Origin of the sequence: Agrobacterium sp. MS2 (genome assembly GCF_003261015.1) — a bacterium.
Taxonomy (GTDB): Bacteria; Pseudomonadota; Alphaproteobacteria; order Rhizobiales; family Rhizobiaceae; genus Agrobacterium; species Agrobacterium pusense.
Genome location: NZ_QLNF01000035.1, coordinates 1 through 19,084 on the forward strand (window position 1 = coordinate 1; position 19,084 = coordinate 19,084).

A 19,084-nucleotide genomic window follows, 5' to 3' on the forward strand; every position below is an offset into this window, starting at 1 on the left:
AGCGATGGCGGTGGAAGGACTTGGGCAACAATCGCCACGCTCCTTCAAACAGCGAAAATGAACAATGTCGATCCGCAGGCCTGGCTCACCCAAACACTCGAGCGCATAGCCAATGGTTGGCCCAGCAGAGATCTCGATGAACTCATGCCCTGGAATTACACGCGCTGAACGGTCTCAGCTTGCCGCTTACAGCCATCATGACCCTTGCGAAAGTCCACAGGTTTAGTCGCCACCATGATCCGCACGCGGTTCGACGGAAAGATCCGCCGCCGCCAGGCAACGAGCGATGGCAGCAATCTGGTCCACAGGTGCCCCTTCCTCAAGACGGATTATGACGGGACCGAGGACGATCTCAGGGCGGCTAACCGTTTTAGGCGGAGGTTCCGAACTGGCGGATCGACGATCAATGCCCCGAACTCTACCACATCTTCCGGTGCGGGCAGGAGCAGCTCGCCCCGCCGCGCCATCGTCCGCCAGGTGGAAAGGCTGTTGGCTCGCAATCCATAGCGCTGGGCAACTTCATTGACCGTCGTGCCAGGCCTCAAGCTTTCCGAAACGATCTTCGCTTCGACCTCGTCCGGCCATCGTCGATGAGCCTCACGTACAGCCTTCCTTGTTGTGAGAAACTCCAATGTAGTCTCCATGGAGAAACTCCCGTTCTTCATCCATGGAACGTCGATCACAGATCAGGCGACGGCGCACAATGTGGGGGCAGAACACCGGTTACGTTGGGACTGCGGCTGCCCTAAGTGATATCTGATGCGAACTGAATATCGTGCAATCGCTTGTAAAGACCATCACTTACGAGCAGTTCGTCCTTGCTACCTTGTTCGACAATCTGGCCTTTGTCCATAACAACAATTCGGTCAGCACGATCGATCGTTGAGAGGCGGTGGGCGATAACAATAGTGGTCTTGTTCGATGTTAATCGTTCCAAAGCATCTCGAACAAGAGCTTCGGATTCAGAGTCAAGTGCACTGGTTGCCTCATCCAAGACAAGAATATCGGCATCTCTCAGCATTGCGCGGGCGATCGCTATGCGTTGCCTTTGACCGCCAGACAACCCCGCACCATTTTCACCTAGTCTGGTATCATACCCCTCTGGCAGGTCCATAATAAATTCATGCGCGTGGGCCGCCTTCGCAGCGGCGAAAATCGCTTCTTCCGTCGCATCGATGCGTCCAACAGAAATGTTATGTCGGATGGTTCCGGAAAAAAGGAAGGTCTCCTGGCCAACATAGGACATAAGGTTGCGTAAGCTTGAAAAAGAGACGTCTCGTAAATCCATTCCGTTCACTTCCACGGCGCCGGCTTGAGGATCATATAGACGCATGATAAGATTGATGATGGTTGATTTGCCACTACCCGAAGGGCCGACCAGCGCTGTCATTTTGCCACCCTTAAATCTCACGCTAATATCTTTGAGGACGGGTTGGCCTGCAATATATTCGAAACTCACATTCTTTAGTTCGACGTCGCCATTCAATTTTGGAAGTTCCGAGGCGTCCTTTTTCTCACTAAGCGTTAACGGAGCGTCCAGAACCTCAAACATCATACGAACGCCAATCATGCCGCTCTCGATTTGGACACGCATGCGGGCGAGGCGTTTTGCAGGTTCATACGCGAGAAGGAGAGCCGTGACGAACGCCATCAAGTCGCCTGGAGAGCCGCCCTTCTCAAGCACAGTATAACCGGACACGGCAATCACGACTGCTATCGCCAGGCCTGAAAGGGTCTCCATAATAGGACTGGTGGCCGCCTCCAATTTCGCAATGCCATTTGCTCGCTGTTCCACATCCGACACCGCTTCGTTCATGCGCTGCCTCATCAGTTTCTCAAGAGAAAATGCCTTAATGACGCGAACGCCAATGCTGGTTTCCTGAACGACATTGACGATTTCACCTAGCGAAGCGAGCTCCGCCTCCATAATCTTGCGCACACGGCGCAGAACAAGCCGAACGCCGAAGATGGCAACAGGTCCGATAATCAAAGAAATCGCGCTCAGAAGGAAATTCTGGGCGAACATCACGATGATCAATCCGACTAGCGAAAAAAGGTCACGTACGAACGATGTGACCAAGGTATCGATGACGCTACGCGCTGCCTGCGCATTATAGGTGACACGAACCAACAATTCCGAGGAGGGCAAGTTCTGAAAGTAGGAGACACCCTGTTTCAAAAGGCGATCGTAGATTTTTCGTTGTTGCTCTGCCACAATGCTATTGCCAGCTTTGCTCAGATAATAGCTCTGTACAAAAGTGGCGAGGCCTTTCACTATAAATATAGCGGCGACTGCTAAGGCAATCTCAAGAACGACATTGAACCCGCGCTTAAGATAAACGCTGTTCACGATATCACGCATGATCCATGCGCTCAGAGACGTCATACCAGCGACGACAAGCATCGCTGCGATCGCCGAAGAGTACCATCCAACGTGTTTTTTAAAATTCTCTTTCAAAAGCCTCGTTAGCAACTTCTTGTCGTTTGGCGACAAAAACGATCCGATCACCGAAGTTTCCCTTATTTACTAATGCTCACACGGATCTCGCATCCCGCATCAAATTGCAGAAGATCTCTTCAAGAGGTTTCCGTCGTCCATCTTTTTGCCTCAAGCTATCAGTGGATGAATGCCCTGAGGTCGTCCTCGATTGGTGAGACCACCCGTTCGATCTAAGCAACGCCAATTACGCTCCCGTGCTGCGGGTGTCAACATTGCGAGCTGGACCGATGGGACACTCATGACGCTGGCCAGACGTTCAGCGACATGAACCGCTCCAGATTTGCCGGAGGCTATTTCGTTTAAGCTATGCGGCCATGGCTGGCCTGAACTGCCCCCCATTTCGACCGGACAGTCAGCATGAGCAGAAAGGCTCAAGCACAGGCTTGGGTATAGACTTATGTCTAACGAGGATCGACACGTCGAACTGCTGGCGGTGGACAACCGAGCAAAAGCTGACGATCATTGAGCAGGGTTTCCTGCCAGGCGAGACGGTGTCGTCCACCGCTAGCCGTCACGGCATTGCGCCCAATCTGCTTTATCCCTGGCGCAGGCTTTTGAGCGAGGGAGGTGCTGCAGCCGTGGATTCTGACGAGCCGGGGTCGGCAATTCGGAAGTGAAGAGACTGGAAGATCGCGTCCGCGAACTGGGGTGTATGCTCGGCCGCAACACGATGGAGTTCGAAATCCTCCGCGAAGCCCCTTCAAAGCGGATTTAAAAAAAACGGATATCGCGGCCGATCTTGTTGCCGAAGTGCAGTTCGCTATGAAGGCCGTCGCAGATACACTGGGTGTCCCCTTCTAACCTCATAGAGCGGCTGAATCAAAGCCGCGTGAGCAATACAACAAGGTCGAGGATGCAGAGCTTCTGCCCACCATCCGCAGCGACAGTGGTGGTTTTTGAGGCCACAGTGGCAACGCCGATACAGATAAAAATTCCATTGTCTCGCTGCAGCACTGGGCATTGTACCGACGTATTCCTATCTCTCTGTACAGCCACCGTCCAGCTTGGCAATTTGATGGTATACACCTGAGCAACTCGCATGTGCGTGTTGCTCCTTGAAGCCGAGGATGAAAAAATGGTGGCGAACCCCATCAAAAAAGTCCTGTTCTGAATGGAATTTAGCCGCAAGTGGATTGACGTGCACTTTAATCCGGCTAAGGCCATACAACTATAGTTGACCAGTCCGGAGAATTGCGTTTTGACCCAGAAGATCATTCCCGTCATCATGGCCGGCGGCAGGGGTACGAGGCTTTGGCCTTTGTCACGATCAAGTGCACCAAAACAGTTTATTCAGATTGTCGATGAGAAGACGCTATTTCAGGAAACATTGGAACGCGTTGCGAATTCGGACACATATCTCGCTCCCATCGTTATCACCAATCAGGATTTTCGTTTTACTGTCGCTGAACAGGCGCGCGAGGTCGGCATACATTTGTCCGCGATCATTCTCGAACCGGTGTCACGAAATACAGCTGCTGCCATTGGAGCTGCCGCGTTTTTTCTAAAACAGGCATTTGGAGAGGATGCCATCCTGCAGCTTTTGGCGTCAGACCACGAGATTGATGCAAGTAAGGATTGGAGCGACGCGGTCGCCACCGCGCGCGAAACAGCCGCGTCTGGAAAAATAGTTACCTTCGGCATTGCGCCCACGGAGCCAGCAACGGGTTACGGGTACATTGAACGCGGCGATCCGCTTTCGACTGGTGCTTACAAGGTTAAACGCTTTGTAGAAAAGCCGCAACGCATCGCCGCGGAAGAAATGCTGGATACTGGTCGGTTCTTTTGGAACTCTGGTATCTTCATGTGTCGTGCATCTGTGCTTTTGGCAGAACTTGAGACTTTGGCGCCGGCTGTCTACAAGGCAGCAGGTACGGCCGTGGCGAACGCCGTTGTCGACCTTGATTTCGTTCGTCTCGACGAGGTGAGCTTTAAAGCAAGCCCAGACATCTCCGTCGACTACGCGATAATGGAACAGACAAGGAATGCTGCTGTCGTCACCTCAACTTTTGCCTGGTCCGACCTCGGCAGTTGGGATGCTGTGTGGAAGTTTGGCGACAAGGACAACAACGGGAATGTCGTCATAGGTCACGCCACCGTAATGAACACGAAAAATTCGCTTGTTTTGTCGCGCACTTCGCATGTGGCCGTACAAGGGATAAAAGATATGGCCGTTATCGCGAGTGAAGATGCCATTTACGTGGGACGTCTAGACGGGGCACAAGAAGTCAGTCAGTTGGTTAAGTCTCTTGCGGAAGCTAGGGAAACCATTGACCTAACGAAAACTCATCCGACCTGCTACCGCTCGTGGGGCGGCTATACCTCATTGCTTAAGGGCGATCGATTTCAGGTAAAGCGTTTGTTCATCCTGCCGGGCAAAAGACTGTCGCTGCAGAAGCACTTGAACCGAGCGCAACACTTGGTATGTGTCAAGGGTGCAGCGGAAGTTACCCGCATCGCCGATCACCCCATCAACCGGATCGACGAACTCCTGCCGTGGCACATGCAAGGTCCGTCAGAAATGTCCTGACCGGACGCTTACCATCAAACCCATCAGTGGCAATCAACACCTGGGGCGGTTCACAACCCGAAAATGCACTAATCGAAGCCGGATGAAACTTCATTCGCAGGTCATACCTTGTAAACGAGGCCCAATTAATTTAGAGCGCCTTGTTATCTTTTATAAACGGACGCCAAAGGTTCCAGGCCATCGAATCCCCTCTAAAAATTGTCCACGTAATTACAGGGCTCAACATAGGAGGTGCAGAACGGTTGTTGCAGGCAATCATCTCCGGAAGCGATCCCAAGCGGTTCGTGCATAAGGTTGTAAGCTTAACTTCATTGGGTTCGGTGGGAACTCAACTTCGTGAAGACGGCGTCGAAGTCGTGGCTCTTGGCCTTCCATCCATTCGTGCCGCGGCCCGCCACTTATCTAACGCACGCAAACTTATGGCTCGTGCGGATGTCGTACACACTTGGATGTATCACGCGAACCTCGTTGGCAGCCTGCTGGCCCGCAGCAGAACGCCGTTGTTGTGGTCGATACACGCAACCTACCTAGAGCGAAAATATACTAAAACAACGACACGTCTCGCGGTATGGTGCGGGAAGCTACTCTCTGCCAGTCTACCCGATAAAACCATCTTTTGCTCTTATTCATCGCAAAAATTTCATTCTGACATCGGCTATAACGTCTCTAAATCGGCGGTGATTGAAAACGGTATCGACACCGAACGTTTTCAACGGTTACCCGAAGCTCGAGAGACCTTTCGCAGAGCCCACGGCTTCCACGGCAGGTTTTTAATAGGTAGCACGGCGCGGTGGCATCCGCAAAAGGACCACACTACTCTATTAAAAGCGTTTGAATTGGCATTACGCGGAAACAGAACGCTACACCTAGTTTTAGCAGGTGAAGGAATAACGCGCCAAAATCAAGCACTAAACACGCTGTTGAGTGACCTTCAAATCACAGACAAAGTATTGCTGCTTGGCGCGGTTAAAGACATCCGTCCAGTGCTCTCCGCCTTAGATCTTTTCGTTATATCGTCTGCCTAGGGTCAGGACCCATTGATTTGAACTGACGGCTGTGATTCAGATGGGCGTATAGGAGCCCGACTGATGAGTAATTTGTTTTGGCTGACGGACGAGCAAATGGCTCGTCTTCAGCCCTATTTCCCCAAGAGCCATGGCCGCCAGCGCGTTGATGATCGACGCGTTCTGAGCGGCATCATCTTCGTCAACCGCAACGGGCTGCGTTGGCGTGATGCGCCGAAGGAATATGGCCCGGCGAAGACGCTTTATAACCGCTGGAAACGCTGGGGCGACAAGGGCGTATTTATCCAGATGATGGAAGGTCTGGCCGTGCCTGAAGCCGCAGAGCACAAGACCATCATGATCGATGCGACCTATCTCAAGGCCCACCGCACGGCTTCCAGCTTGCGGGTAAAAAAGGGGGCGCGGGCCGCCTGATTGGACGCACGAAAGGCGGCATGAACACCAAGCTTCATGCCGTAACGGATGCGAGTGGTCGCCCGATCAGCTTCTTCATAACGGCAGGCCAGGTCAGCGATTACACCGGTGCTGCCGCCTTGCTTGATGAACTTCCCAAGGCCAAATGGTTGCTGGCCGACCGTGGCTATGATGCCGACTGGTATCGTGACGCTTTACAGGCGAAGGGGATCACTCCCTGCATTCCAGGTCGAAAATCCCGCAAGAAGACCATCAAATACGACAAACGCCGCTACAAACGGCGCAACCGGATCGAGATCATGTTCGGGCGTCTCAAAGACTGGCGGCGTGTCGCTACGCGTTACGACCGGTGCCCAATGGCCTTTCTCTCCGCCATCGCTCTCGCTGCGACCGTTATCTTCTGGCTATGAGCAATGAGTCCTGACCCTACGGAGAAGCATTGCCGCTCGCTCTTTGCGAAGCGATGGCTTGCGAGGTCCCTGCGGTCGCAACTGACATTGGAGACTGTGCCGAGATAGTGTCGGATTGCGGATGGGTTACCTCACCCGGTGGATTTGAAGAAATGGCTGACGCTATAACGAGCGCTGCCCAACAGTCAGAGGAATCTAGAGTAACTATGGGCCAACGAGGCAGAGGTCGGATAGCTTCGCACTATGATTTGTTAGATTCTATTTTGCGATACGAGCAGGCTTACGACGAACTCCATAGTGATTTACTACGACGTTCAACACGCAGCGTATCAACCAGCCTTGGCAGTCTAGGATGAGACCCAATATAAACGAAGTACTTTTCTACCGGCCTCTGATTAAGCATTATGATTTAGTCATGTCACTTAGTGCTCGCGAAATGGCAGCAAGAAATGCGAACACCTATCTTGGATGGCTGTGGGGTATAGTCGCCCCCCTAATTCAAATTGCCATGTACACATTCGTTTTCGCATACGTATTTAATGTACGTTGGTCCGGAGATATGAGCGGCGCTGCTGCGACTTCAGCACTTAAAATTTTTCTCGGTTTGACCGTCTTTAACTTACTAGCCGATTGTGTGGGACAAGCTCCAAATTTGATCCTTGGAAGGGTTGCGCTGGTTAAAAAGGTCGTTTTCCCGCTTGAAATTCTTCCATATGTAACTGTAACAACCGCGCTACGAAATTTCGCGATCAATTTACTTTTATTTTTTGTACTTTACTTGACCTTAATAGGCCAGCCAGCAATCTCATTTTTATTGCTTCCAATTATAATTTTGCCATTAATACTAATTTCACTAGGAGCAATGTGGTTTATTTCTTCGTTGTCTGTCTTTTTGCGGGACATGCGTAACATCGTACCAATAATTATGACGATACTTATGTTTATGTCGGCGATATTTTATCCGTCCGAAATGCTATCAGTCAAATATCCTTGGTTACTGCGCTACAACATCTTGGCGTGGATCATTGAGCAATCACGAGATGTGATATTTAGTGACCGCCGTCCGGATCCAATTCATCTGTTGATCGTGACGATTGTTTCGGCGTTGATCGCTTCGGTCGGTTATTGGTGGTTCATCAAAACGAAGAAAGCTTTCGCTGATGTCATCTGAAATTCTCATTAGCGCTCGCCACATAAGCAAAAAATATGAGTTGTATGATCGTCCCGTAGATAGGCTCAAGGAGTTGGCATGGCGCGGACGGAAACGCTTCCACCGAGATTTTTGGGCACTGAAGGACATAAACTTCGAAGTCGAGAAAGGGTCTGCCGTTGGGATAGTGGGAACAAACGGTTCGGGCAAGTCCACGTTGCTCCAGATGATTTGTGGCACCCTTAGGCCAACGTCTGGCGAAATTTCGGTTAGAGGCCGAATTTCTGCGCTTCTGGAACTGGGTTCGGGTTTCGACCCCGAATTCACCGGCCGAGAGAATATCTATCTTAATGCGGCGATAATTGGCCTTACCCGCGCCGAGATTGATGATCGGTACGACGACATTGTGAATTTCTCAGGTATCGGTACGTTCGTTGATCAAAAGGTCAGCACATATTCGAGCGGAATGCAGATGCGCTTGGCGTTTTCGGTCGCGGTCCACGTTGATCCAGAAATACTGATCGTTGACGAGGCTTTAGCAGTCGGTGACAACCTCTTTCAGAAGCGTTGCTTCGAGAGGATCGAGGCAATGCGCGCTAACGGCGTAACACTTTTGTTCGTTTCGCACGATCAGGAAACCGTTAGAACCCTAACTAATAAGGCGCTTCTCATCGATAACGGCTCTCAAATTATGTGGGGCGACTCGAGTGAGGTCGTATTAGAATATCGGAAACTCCTACACGCCAAGGAGACGGCCTCCCTTGCCGATCAGGTAGCAAATGCAAAAATTGAGGCGAGCGTCGCTGAGCTAGTGACCGACGGTCCGGCTGATGTAGCACGTGAAAGAAATATCACACGCTCGTCAGCACTAGATTTCGGCTCTGGTGATGCGGAAGTTGTCGGCGTAACGGTTCATAATTCCAACGGTGTGGAAACGAATGTTTTCGAACCCGGAGAGAATATTTTAATAAGGATGACAGTAATTGCTCACAGATCGCTGAATAATCTCAATGTCGGCGTTCGTATCCGGAATAAGCAGGGAATCAAAATATACTCTTGGGGAACACTGAATCAGGACATCGCTATCTGGGCCGGCCGCCAACAAGGCGAAGTTTTTTGGGATCGAGAATTTGGTGAAAATGAAATATTTACCATCGAGCTGAGCTGCTCTTGTTCCCTCGGACTTGGTTTTTACGAAATACAATCTTATGTGTCTTTAGAAAGAGACAAATACTTTAATGCTCAGCGTATTTTGAGTTGGAAAGACGAAGCCAATTTTTTCTCCGTCACAATGCCTCTGCGCGAGTACTTCTTTGGCGGTGTTTGTGATATGCGGATGGTTGCTTCGCTAGTTGATAGATCAGCTGAGAATTTTTAAACGAAATTCGAAATAGCAATCCTGAGCTACTCTTAAGGAAAAAGTCATGGTGCGGTTCATCAAAAGCTGCTTCGGTGAACCGATAAAATACCCGATTTTTCATTGGTATCTGATTGAAGTTGGTCAGCGTGCCATGAAGCTAGGCGTCGATAAGATATTCTTTCTCTCTCGAGAAGGTATATGGCTGACTGACCAGTATGAGAAATTGCGTCTGCGCGCCCGCCAACCTGGACAATATCCGCGTGCATGTCACCTTGCCGTAAGTCGATTTTCGACTTATTTGCCCAGTTTTCATTCCGTAGAAGCCGCGATTTCAGACTTTCGTCGTGGCCAGTATAAGAACGCCAGCGAGCGCGCTTTAATGAGTAGCCTTGGTCATGAAGGAGAGGGCGACCCCGTCATCCATCTAGAGCGGCGTCGCGTTTCCCAACGCGAAGCCCTCACAGCCTACTTAAATCGACATGGAATTTCTGAACGCGAACGGGTTCTTGTTGCGGACATTGGATGGAGAGGCAGTATACAAGACAATCTTGCAAGATTGTATCCAGATAATTTATGGCTCGGCTACTACTTCCACTTGCAACCTTTCTTTTCCGAGCAGGCAGAAAATGTTAGGAAAAAGGAAGTTCTCATCCCTGAGGGAAGTCGTACTGTTGCGCTTCTGCGGCGCCTAAGATTTGGCGCGCCTCTCGAATTTTTGCTGACAGATCGAAGCGGGGCGGTGATTGGCTATGATATCGTCGACGGCACATCGATACCAAATATCGAACAGAAGAAAGACCTATTCGGACCAGAAGTTTGGTCTCAGATACTATCTCTCCGCGCCACCATGGAGCAAATGGCTTCGCACTGGAGCCTCGATACGATATCACATGGCAAAAGAGCTCTGGACGAGACTATCATGCTCCTAGAACGGCCGCACAGAAGTGTGTATGAGCCGTATTTTGCCGCCCAGCGTGATGAGCGCTTTGGTTCTGGTGAAATGCTGAGTTCAGATCGATTGGCTGCGACCGATTTGATCGTCGCTTTGCTTAGCGCCGAACGCCGACAATCAGCTGCTGAGAAATTGGCCACTAGTGGCTGGCCCTGGGCGCTGCTACAGCGCGATGTGCCACACATAGCGCCGGTTATTCGCAGACTTTTAATTGCGCTTGATGTCTCTCTCAGTAAGAGAGGGTAATCTAAGCACGCGTGGGTAGCTCTAGTTGAACGATGAATTGGAAAGATCAGACCTGAAATGCGTATCTGTGAGGTTAGCAAAGCAGACTCATTCGGAGGTGGCGCAAGTCGAGTAGCCGAGGAACTCAGTCAACTGTTGTTCTCGGATGGCTATTCAGCCGAACATTGGGTGAGTTGGACAGGCAAAGGGTATGACCATCGAAGACGGCCGTTGTACGGAAGTCTCGAACGCGTGATCCGAAAAGCACATAATGCCACTAAAGCCATCCTGTCGATGCCGGAGCTCGTACCATATGAACTTCCCATCTTCTATCGGAACGGTAGAGTCGAGCAATTCGATTTATTCCATTTTCACGATATATCATCGGCAATTTCACCTTTGACGTTGCTCCATTTGTCGCGCTCTAAGCCTGTAGTTTGGACAATGCACGATTGCTCACCGGTAACAGGTGGCTGTCTTTATCCGATGAGCTGCGAGCGATACAAATTGGGCTGCGGATCCTGTCCGCAGCTGGGCACTTGGCCGATAGACACTCGCTTTGATTTCACGCGCGCGTTGCGAAGCGTTAAAACTCGGCTGCATGCTTCCCAAAATATAACGCTAATTACTCCATCGGAGTGGATGGCGGATTTTGCTGTCTCGAGCGGTATGCTCAGCAGCAAACCTACTGTGATCCCGAATGGAGTTGATGTGGATCAATTTGTACCGATTGAACGATCGGATGTCAGAAAGAAATATGGTATTCCTGCCGACAGGCAAATCGTGTTGCTAACGGCGGGGCACATCAAAGATCCTCGTAAGGGAGTGCAGCTTGCACTAGACGCGATGCGCACCTTTGAAGGAGGCTCGCGGCCATATCTTCTGGTTGTTGGGGTTATAGACGACAACGCCAGAGGTATGCTGCAAGGCTTCGATTTTTTTGAGGCTGGTTATATTTCAGATAGCCGTAAGCTGGCGGAAATCTACGCAGCGAGCGATATTCTGCTTTTCTGCTCATTGGCGGAAAATATGCCTTTAACGATATTAGAATCAATGGCTTGCGGTGTACCATTTGTAGGTTTTGGGGTAGGTGGAATCACTGAAATGGTTGTACAGAATGAGACGGGAATAACGGTACCTGCGCTCGATATTTCCGCTTTGGTAGAGGCCCTGAAACGAGGCCTTGCGGCCGGCGTCGCGGCCGAATGGGGCAGGGCTGCGCGCCAGAGAGCTGAGCAGGTGTACTCACATCGGCAGTTCCTTGCAGCTCACACTGAGCTATACGAGAACCTGATCGATGCACATATTCGTAAACAAACGGTCGGCTCAGAACATGCTTAAACGTTTCAATAACTTTAAAAAACTTGCTGCCGACATACTGAGACTGCAAGATAGTGACAATGATCTCCTGTTTTCATTCGATGTTTTCGACACGATCGTACATAGAAGAGTTGCTCCTAACGCAATTATAGAAACAATCGGAAGAGAGTTGTGCACCGAGTTGCATGCCCGTGGGTTAAATATCTCCCGAGACGTAATGAAAGCAAGGTCGGACGCATACCTTGAAGCAGCGGAAACGTTAGTTGCGCAAGGTCTTGATACCGACGCTCACCTGGATGATCTCGCATTGCCTTGGGTCCGAATTCTAGCGGGAGGCCCTTTTGACGGCGATGCTTCAGTGGCTGCAGAAACAGTAGAACGCGAGATTGCGCTGGAGATCGAAACAATATTTCCAAACCCCGTAATGCTTTCTCTACTAAGCGAGCTGAAACTGAGGGGTGCACGGGTAGTTTTGACCTCCGATATGTATCTTGGAAAAAAGTATGTCACAAAAATATTGTCGGCAAATGGCTTTGATGGCCTGTACGATGATATTTTTGTTTCAGCAGATACTGGAAAGCTGAAACGAACCGGCAGGATGTTCGGGCATGTTCTGGAATTGACTGGTGTAACTCCTGAAAAGTGCATCCATATCGGCGACAACTTCATCAGTGATGGTGTTATGGCGCAACGTGCTGGTGTCAGAGCACTGGTTATACGAGATAAGGTTCTATCTTCACGATTTGATCGTTTGGAATATGATTACTCAAGGCAAAAACACGACCGCGCATGGAAGGGTGTGTGCGCGGCAGCGTACGCTCAAGCGGCGCCTGGTGTGGTTGGTACGCCGGAAGAAGCGTATGGGTTGAAAGTGCTTGGTCCCATTCTGGTTCCATTCGCACATGCTGTGGCGGCGCGTTGCCATGATTATGGAATCACAAAGGCATTTTTTTTCGCGCGAGAAGGCCTATTACTTAAACAATTATTTGATGCGGTTGCTCCCTTGATTTCTGGTGCCCAATCACAGACTGAGAGCCATTATCTTGGAGTCTCGCGACTATCCACTTTTGTAGCAGCGATGGACGGAGCGCGATACGGCTTAAGAGAGATTTCCTCTGCACTCGCCAATACTGGTCACTTCTCTTTGAGAAACCTCGTGCAACCGCTCCGCATTCCCAAAGCAAAGCTATCTGAAATGGCCTGCTCAGTTGGAATCACTGATGTGGATGCTCCATTGCCTCCTAACTTTTTGAGTTGGCCACCACTTGCTGCCTTCTTGAGAAATTCCGATTTTATGGCAGTGGTTGAGACCCAAGCGGAAAAAGGTCGTTTTAACCTTGTAAGCTACCTTCGTGGGGTAGGATTTTTTGCAACCGATAGAGTCGCGGTAGTCGACGTTGGGTGGGGCGCACAAATACAAGAAAATCTTGCGGTAGCGCTGGAAAATCTGGCCGACCGCCCTCAAATAATGGGCCTATATCTAGGCCTTAATAATATCGCACACCTCCGAAAAACTAATGCTAGTTGGGTTGACTGGACTTTGTGCGATCAGGGACATGCTGAGTGGTATGGCTGGGCGGCTCTAGAGTTCGTATTTCTATTTGAGGTAATGACACGTGCACCGCACGGAACCGTCGTAGGTTACAGTGACGACGGAAATGGTGTTAGACCCATTACGAAAGGTGATTCAGAGGAATCTCGTCAGACTGAGGCGAAGTCTGATCCTGCAATTGCAAACGTGCAGCTAGGAATCTTGGATTACGCTCAGCACTACAAGACAGCAGCTCGAATTTTTGAAATTAAACCGGAAGACATGATGCCATATGCCAGGTCAACTGTCGCGCGCGCAGTGCGATTTCCGACCCGCAGCGAGGCGGCTTGGATATCGCGCGCCAAGAACGTCTCTGACCTTGGATCCTCTGAAGTAGTCGCATTTTCGGATGGTCCTTTGCGACTTACTCGTCCACGGCAGACGGTAAACCTTTTATCCAGATCCTTCTGGCCCTATGCCTTGGTTCGGCAGAAGCTGGGACTAGTGGGGCAATTTGTCGTTGCCGTCATTCGTGGCGTGCGGATGCTGCCCCCCTCGGATCAACAGTTAGCGCCTTGGATTGTCTGGCACGAGCCTTCCCCCCGAAAGTCGGTCCTACAACCAACTGCCACGACCTGCATTCGGAACGAGTTAGAAGAACTAGGATCATCTAATATGCGAAAGATGCAAGACGCAGGCCGTCGGGAGAGCCGCCGTGTCTTGCTGCATCAGTTGTCGGCCCCTTTGAGTTTAGCCGACATGATCCCGCTGAATATATGTTACAGAGCAGTTCGGGTAATAGCACGGTTAAAGAAGCGTCACGTACCTGCGGCTTCGTGCATTTCTGTTCGTGGCTTAATCATGCGCGAGAACCACTGGAACCGAATGATAAAAATCTCTCGATCCATCAAGAGAAGAGTTCAGCGGCTGTACATCTTTAAAGGGTGAATTATGGATTCTGTTACGATTTTCGCTGAAGAGATAATGCGGGCAGTGGGTATCCGCTCATTCGTCGAAATTGGCGGCGGGCCAGAAGTGGTTGCGCCAATATTGCGGCAAAAAGGGATCATGGTGGAGTCAACTTCCCTTGACGTTTTGTCGCAGACGCCCGAGCTTGTTCACAAGCCAGACGCTCTCATAGCCTTCCATTCGATTGATGAGCTCGACGAACGTGAGATTAAGCAATTCTGCGAAACGTGCCGCTCTCTCGGAATAAAATATATCATAGCGAAGGTCCGGTTTACGCCTGAGGTGCCCACCTCTATCAGACGGTCTCGTCATTGGTGGGAGACCAAATTCATCGAAGGCGGATTTAGAAAAATCCCCCGTTATTTCGATGTCTTATCCTTCTCTGGATTGGAGTTTGAAGCCGCCACAGGCACCGTACTGATGCAAGCCGTTCCGCAGAAATCTCTCGATTCATATTCGTATGAGAAGCTCTTGGAAGAGCGGTCGCTCCACATGGACATGGCGAGGGAAAGCGGTAGAAGATCGGAAGGGCATATGGTGCGATATCACCACGCCGCCTCGTATGTTCGTCCGGGAGACGTAGTCGTTGATGTCGCGTGCGGTCTCGGCTACGGAAGTGCAATGCTGGCTGCCAATTCACCAGCCTCGCGCATCATGGGAATCGATATAGACCGATTTGCCATCGATTACGCGACACGCAATTTTGAAAGTGAGCGAACAGAGTTCAAGCTTGGGTCAGCAACCGATTTATCGTCGATAGCGGATAATTCGGTAGATCTCTTCGTATCTTTTGAAACCCTCGAACACGTTGGGGATCCGCAAGCCGTTATCAACGAAGCGTTTCGCGTCCTACGTCCTACTGGTCGCATTATCGTCAGTGTCCCGAATCTTTGGGTTGACGAAACTGGTTGCGATCCAAATCCATTCCATTTGCACGTATATGACCGTGCGCGTCTTGTAAGAGAGTTGGCACAAACTTTCCGTTTTGAAGAACTCTTTGGCCAGACTGCCGGCGGCGGTTTCAAGTGTTACGAGGGCAAGCGGGGTATTTGGAGGCTTGACCCTTGTGCCGACGATAGTCGCCTCGCGGACTCGGAGTGGTTGCTAGCAACCGCAATGAAGGACCCACTCTCTCATCAAGGAGTCGCCTACGAAGAGACATCGTTCCCTGATTACAGCTCTTCGGACGATTTCAACGTCTTGGCGATTTCTCGGGACTACCAGAATCCGTGGCTATACAAATCACTTATCGCGATTCCTTGGCGGTTACAGTCCCCCGAGGCGCTGGATTCTCTTTCCAAAGCAACGCTTAGTCTGGAATCCTGTCCGATAGTAGACGCCGCTGCTGCTCTTTCTGTCCAAGGATATTTACTTCTAGCCGACGAGCGGGCTGTTGAGCGCGCTAACTTTATTCCCAGACTCGCTGACGCTATCGGGAATCTACCGGAAAGCGCGATAGGTGTACGTTGGAAGGTCTCGCTTACTTATCTTAAAGCGCAATTGCACCTAGCAAATGAGGAGATAGATTGCGCAAAGCGAACTTTCGAGAACCTGGTTGCCTACAATGCGAAAAAGTTTAGCCCTCTTTTAGCAATCAAAACGGTTAGCGCATGGTATACGTTAGGGGTAATTGCATACCAGCGCCACGACATCGCCTGCGCCGAGTGTTGCTGGCGTGAGGGGATACGCACGACGTTAGCAGCATTCTCAGGCGACTGGTTGAATATCATCGGATCGGTTGAAGCGCCTCTAACCTTTGGTCTTCCGGAGGTTTCATTGTTGACCGATATCGGTAGCAGGTGCGCATTCGCAGTTGACGGTTTGAGGGCCGCAGCTCATGAGCCTGGCCTTTTGTACAGTTTAATGGCTCGCGATTGGACAAGTGTAAGACAGCGTCTATCTAGCGATAATATTGTATTGTCAGCAGTGGCTGAGGAACGACTCGACCAAATTCACCATCTCGATCGAGAATTTCGGGATCTTTATCGAACGGCAGAAGAGCGCTTAAAAGAAACCAAGCGCCTTGGGCAGGATCGCACTGCGCTTTACGAAACCGCTGAACTTCGTTTAGCTGAAATCAGCCGAGTTGGTGCGGAACGGGACGAGCTTTACGCGGTCGCAGAAGAACGTTTAACGGAAATTCAACGCCTAGGAAGGGAACGTACAGAACTATATGAGACAGCCGAGCAGCGTCTCGCAGAAATCGAGCGCTTGGGAGCTGAGCGAAACCACCTTTTCTCGATAGCCGAGCAGCGCCTTGCCGAAATAAACGCCCTCGAAGCAAGACTGAAATCTTGATAACATAAGTGGTTCCATGAGAAACTTTACCGTTCGATGGCTCATACCTTTTCCAATAACCGCTTCTGGCGGCCATCGGACTATATACGCGCATATGGAAAGGATGGTGGCAGACGGGATACACTGCATTGCTTGTGTAGATATGCGTGAGGCCTCATCTCCATTTTCATCGAGAAGGAAACAATTTCACGAACTTAGGAGCCAGCTCCAAAAAATGGGGATTTGCGTAGAGCTCGGCCATGAAGCTATTAAATTGAGTTCCGATCTTGCCGTAGCTACCTCATGGCGTACTGCCTACGATGTTGCGGCGTGCAATTCTCCTAGGAAAGCGTACTTTATTCAAGATTACGAACCTTGGTTTTACGCACGTGGCGACAACTACTTACGCGCGGAGCAGAGTTATCGCCTAGGGCTTACCCCTGTAGTTCTTGGCAATTGGTTAGCGAAGAAAGTTGGAGCTTTGAGCAGCAAAGCTCCATACTACATTCCGTTCTCCGTGGACGACACGATTTACTTCCGCAATAAAAACGTGCCTCGCTCCAAGTCTATATGTTATTTGCATCAGCCAGAGAAGCCTCGCCGTTGTAGCGCTCTAGCGCATACCGCTCTTGCAATAGTAAAAACTCGGCGCCCAGATATCGAGATATGGTCGTACGGTTCGAAATATAAACCCAGCTTGCAGGTGATCGATTTCGGAATTCAATCCCGTGAAGGTTGTGCTAGTCTTTATAATAGAGCTTCAGTAGGATTTTGTATTAGTGCTAGTAATCCATCGCGCGTTCCATTTGAGATGGCCGCATGCAACCTCCGTGTGGTGGATATAGATGCCGAAAACACGCGGCAAGACGCGTTAAGTGGGTATTCGATACTAGCAGCACCTGACCACCTTTCGCTCGCTAACGCTCTCATTCGTGCAGTGGATGAAACGGGGCGAGGGCAAAACCAGCACCAAACGACACACCACCATAACGCGTACGATGAGCTTGCTGAGAGTTCGAAGGCGTTCAACGAAATTTTGCGAGCTGCATCTTACCGGAGGCAGGTTACTGAAAACATCCCCTCAATCGCTACTGTTCGTTGGCGTCATAGAGTTCGCGAGAAGCTCGTGAAAGCCTATATAGCTTTCTCAGAAGAATGAGCGTTCTTAAGCGCAACTTTATAATCGGCAGGAACCCCAAATTGCGCATCGCTTTCATCGTCTCCGAGGACTGGTTCTTTGTCTCGCATTTCATTCCTATGCTTCTTGCGGCGCAGGCTGCCGGTCTCGAGCCGGTCATCGTCGCCCGCGTTGACCGGCACCGGCAAATGCTCGAAAGCCTAGGTGCTCGCGTCGTGCCCCTCAATGTCGAAAGACGCAATATTGGGCCGCTGTCGGTTGCGGCCTCCGTCTGGCGCGTGTCAAAAATCCTACGCGCGGAAAAAATCGATATCGTTCACTGCATTGCCCTGCGCTCAATCATCCTGGGAGGATTTGCCGCCAATCTCGCTTGCGTGAAAAACCGCGTCCTTGCGGTCACGGGTGGCGGCCTGCTTACCGCCAACACAGGTTTTAGCGCTCACATCTCTCGACGCATGCTGAAAAGTGTTATTCGACTTATAGCACTGCGCGGTGATAACCATTTCTTGTTTGAAAACGTTACCGATCCCTTGAGTTTTGGACTTTCCCCAGATGTCACGGTGGTGCCGGGTGCGGGTGTCGATCCTGAGTTTTATACGCCAGCCGCCCCGCCGGCAGACAAAGGCCTGAAGATCGCCATGGTCAGTCGAATGGTCTGGTCGAAGGGTGCAGATCTCGCCGTGGAAGCCGTGTCTATCGCCCGCGGAAGAGGGCATAACGTCAGTCTTTCTCTTTACGGTACGCCCGACCCGTCCAATCCACGATCGCTATCGGAATACATTCTGAAAAACTGGTCAAAGCTCCCGGGCATCGAATGGCGTGGCGGGACGCACGATGTGCGGGAGGTCTGGGGAGCACATGACCTCGCCTGTCTACCGACGAGGGGGGGGGAAGGGTTGCCTCGTTCGCTCCTTGAAGCTGCTGCCTGCGAACGGGCTATTTTGACAACCGATGTACCGGGCTGCCGTGATCTTGTCCGCGATGGGCTGGAAGGATGGCTGGTGCCACCGAATAATGCCGTAGCGCTCGCGGAACGCATCTGCGCATTGGCTCAGGATCGACAAAAGGTTGTACAGGCGGGCATCAATGCTCGCCAACGAATCATTTCTGGTTTTACTGAGGCGCATGTAATGGCGCAGATCTCGACACTTTATCAAAATTTTTCGGCAAAGCCCGCATAATGTCTTGAAAACTGCATCAGCAAGCTGAAGGGTAAGCGGTTAGCCGAGGGCGTGGGGCTTGAAGTTCCAGGGCATAAGCGCCTCGATTTCAGAGACAGGCCAGCC

General features: G+C 50.9%; 14 protein-coding genes and 2 pseudogenes. 14 read left to right on the top strand and 2 right to left on the bottom strand.

The window, feature by feature from the left end:
• Positions 1 to 168 (top strand): transposase domain-containing protein (locus DOU54_RS13540; RefSeq protein WP_146617361.1); only part of this gene is annotated, 168 nt, incomplete at its 5' end.
• Between the two features lie 161 nt (positions 169 to 329).
• Here DOU54_RS13540 and DOU54_RS13545 read toward each other — a convergent pair.
• A complete protein-coding gene (locus DOU54_RS13545; RefSeq protein ID WP_286079906.1) occupies positions 330 to 644 on the bottom strand; it encodes a transposase in 315 nt (104 codons plus the stop codon).
• A 101-nt stretch (positions 645 to 745) separates the two neighbouring features.
• Positions 746 to 2,509, bottom strand: a complete 1,764-nt coding sequence (locus DOU54_RS13550) for an ABC transporter ATP-binding protein (protein WP_113731418.1) — start codon at positions 2,507 to 2,509, stop codon at positions 746 to 748.
• Positions 2,510 to 2,897: 388 nt separating this feature from the next.
• Between DOU54_RS13550 and DOU54_RS13555 the strand changes: the two are divergent.
• The 13 genes and pseudogenes from DOU54_RS13555 to DOU54_RS13610 form a co-directional block, all read left to right on the top strand.
• A pseudogene (locus DOU54_RS13555) lies at positions 2,898 to 3,379 on the top strand (transposase); the annotation flags it as partial.
• A 319-nt stretch (positions 3,380 to 3,698) separates the two neighbouring features.
• Positions 3,699 to 4,949, top strand: a pseudogene (locus tag DOU54_RS13560) (mannose-1-phosphate guanylyltransferase/mannose-6-phosphate isomerase); the annotation flags it as partial.
• 218 nt (positions 4,950 to 5,167) lie between these two features.
• Complete coding sequence (locus DOU54_RS13565) at positions 5,168 to 6,052, top strand: glycosyltransferase (RefSeq protein WP_113731420.1); 885 nt, start codon at positions 5,168 to 5,170, stop codon at positions 6,050 to 6,052.
• Positions 6,053 to 6,115: 63 nt separating this feature from the next.
• Positions 6,116 to 6,876 (top strand): IS5-like element ISKpn12 family transposase gene (locus DOU54_RS13570; protein WP_085947932.1). Its coding sequence is split into 2 segments (ribosomal slippage): positions 6,116 to 6,440 and positions 6,440 to 6,876, totalling 762 coding nucleotides; the frame shifts between segments, so codons are not numbered across the junction.
• Positions 6,877 to 6,905: 29 nt separating this feature from the next.
• A complete protein-coding gene (locus DOU54_RS28460) occupies positions 6,906 to 7,232 on the top strand; it encodes a glycosyltransferase (RefSeq protein ID WP_146617362.1) in 327 nt (108 codons plus the stop codon).
• Positions 7,229 to 8,047, top strand: a complete 819-nt coding sequence (locus DOU54_RS13580) for an ABC transporter permease (protein ID WP_113731422.1) — start codon at positions 7,229 to 7,231, stop codon at positions 8,045 to 8,047. Before DOU54_RS28460 ends, DOU54_RS13580 begins: the two co-directional genes overlap by 4 nt.
• On the top strand, positions 8,037 to 9,404 hold the full coding sequence (locus DOU54_RS13585; protein WP_113731423.1) for an ABC transporter ATP-binding protein: 1,368 nt from the start codon (positions 8,037 to 8,039) through the stop codon (positions 9,402 to 9,404). Before DOU54_RS13580 ends, DOU54_RS13585 begins: the two co-directional genes overlap by 11 nt.
• A 46-nt stretch (positions 9,405 to 9,450) precedes the next feature.
• Complete coding sequence (locus DOU54_RS13590) at positions 9,451 to 10,584, top strand: hypothetical protein (protein WP_113731424.1); 1,134 nt, start codon at positions 9,451 to 9,453, stop codon at positions 10,582 to 10,584.
• Between the two features lie 57 nt (positions 10,585 to 10,641).
• A complete protein-coding gene (locus DOU54_RS13595; RefSeq protein ID WP_113731425.1) occupies positions 10,642 to 11,904 on the top strand; it encodes a glycosyltransferase in 1,263 nt (420 codons plus the stop codon).
• Entirely contained in the window at positions 11,897 to 14,362 is a 2,466-nt protein-coding gene (locus DOU54_RS13600) for an HAD-IA family hydrolase (protein ID WP_193603341.1), read from the top strand. The genes DOU54_RS13595 and DOU54_RS13600 overlap by 8 nt, the downstream gene beginning before the upstream one ends.
• 3 nt (positions 14,363 to 14,365) lie before the next feature.
• The gene (locus DOU54_RS13605) at positions 14,366 to 16,681 is read left to right on the top strand and encodes a class I SAM-dependent methyltransferase (protein WP_113731427.1); all 2,316 of its coding nucleotides are present in this window, start codon (positions 14,366 to 14,368) and stop codon (positions 16,679 to 16,681) included.
• Between the two features lie 106 nt (positions 16,682 to 16,787).
• Positions 16,788 to 17,819, top strand: a complete 1,032-nt coding sequence (locus DOU54_RS27165) for a rhamnosyltransferase WsaF family glycosyltransferase (protein WP_146617363.1) — start codon at positions 16,788 to 16,790, stop codon at positions 17,817 to 17,819.
• Entirely contained in the window at positions 17,816 to 18,979 is a 1,164-nt protein-coding gene (locus tag DOU54_RS13610; protein WP_113731428.1) for a glycosyltransferase family 4 protein, read from the top strand. The genes DOU54_RS27165 and DOU54_RS13610 overlap by 4 nt, the downstream gene beginning before the upstream one ends.
• Positions 18,980 to 19,084: the final 105 nt, after the last annotated feature.

What these genes read in the sequence shown, in the direction of transcription:
- DOU54_RS13545 (WP_286079906.1), bottom strand. Translation starts at nt 644, where the DNA reads ATGGAGACTACATTGGAGTTTCTCACAACAAGGAAGGCTGTACGTGAG.
- DOU54_RS13580 (WP_113731422.1), top strand. Translation starts at nt 7,229, where the DNA reads ATGAGACCCAATATAAACGAAGTACTTTTCTACCGGCCTCTGATTAAG.
- DOU54_RS13585 (WP_113731423.1), top strand. Translation starts at nt 8,037, where the DNA reads ATGTCATCTGAAATTCTCATTAGCGCTCGCCACATAAGCAAAAAATAT.
- DOU54_RS13590 (WP_113731424.1), top strand. Translation starts at nt 9,451, where the DNA reads ATGGTGCGGTTCATCAAAAGCTGCTTCGGTGAACCGATAAAATACCCG.
- DOU54_RS13595 (WP_113731425.1), top strand. Translation starts at nt 10,642, where the DNA reads ATGCGTATCTGTGAGGTTAGCAAAGCAGACTCATTCGGAGGTGGCGCA.
- DOU54_RS13600 (WP_193603341.1), top strand. Translation starts at nt 11,897, where the DNA reads ATGCTTAAACGTTTCAATAACTTTAAAAAACTTGCTGCCGACATACTG.
- DOU54_RS13605 (WP_113731427.1), top strand. Translation starts at nt 14,366, where the DNA reads ATGGATTCTGTTACGATTTTCGCTGAAGAGATAATGCGGGCAGTGGGT.
- DOU54_RS13610 (WP_113731428.1), top strand. Translation starts at nt 17,816, where the DNA reads ATGAGCGTTCTTAAGCGCAACTTTATAATCGGCAGGAACCCCAAATTG.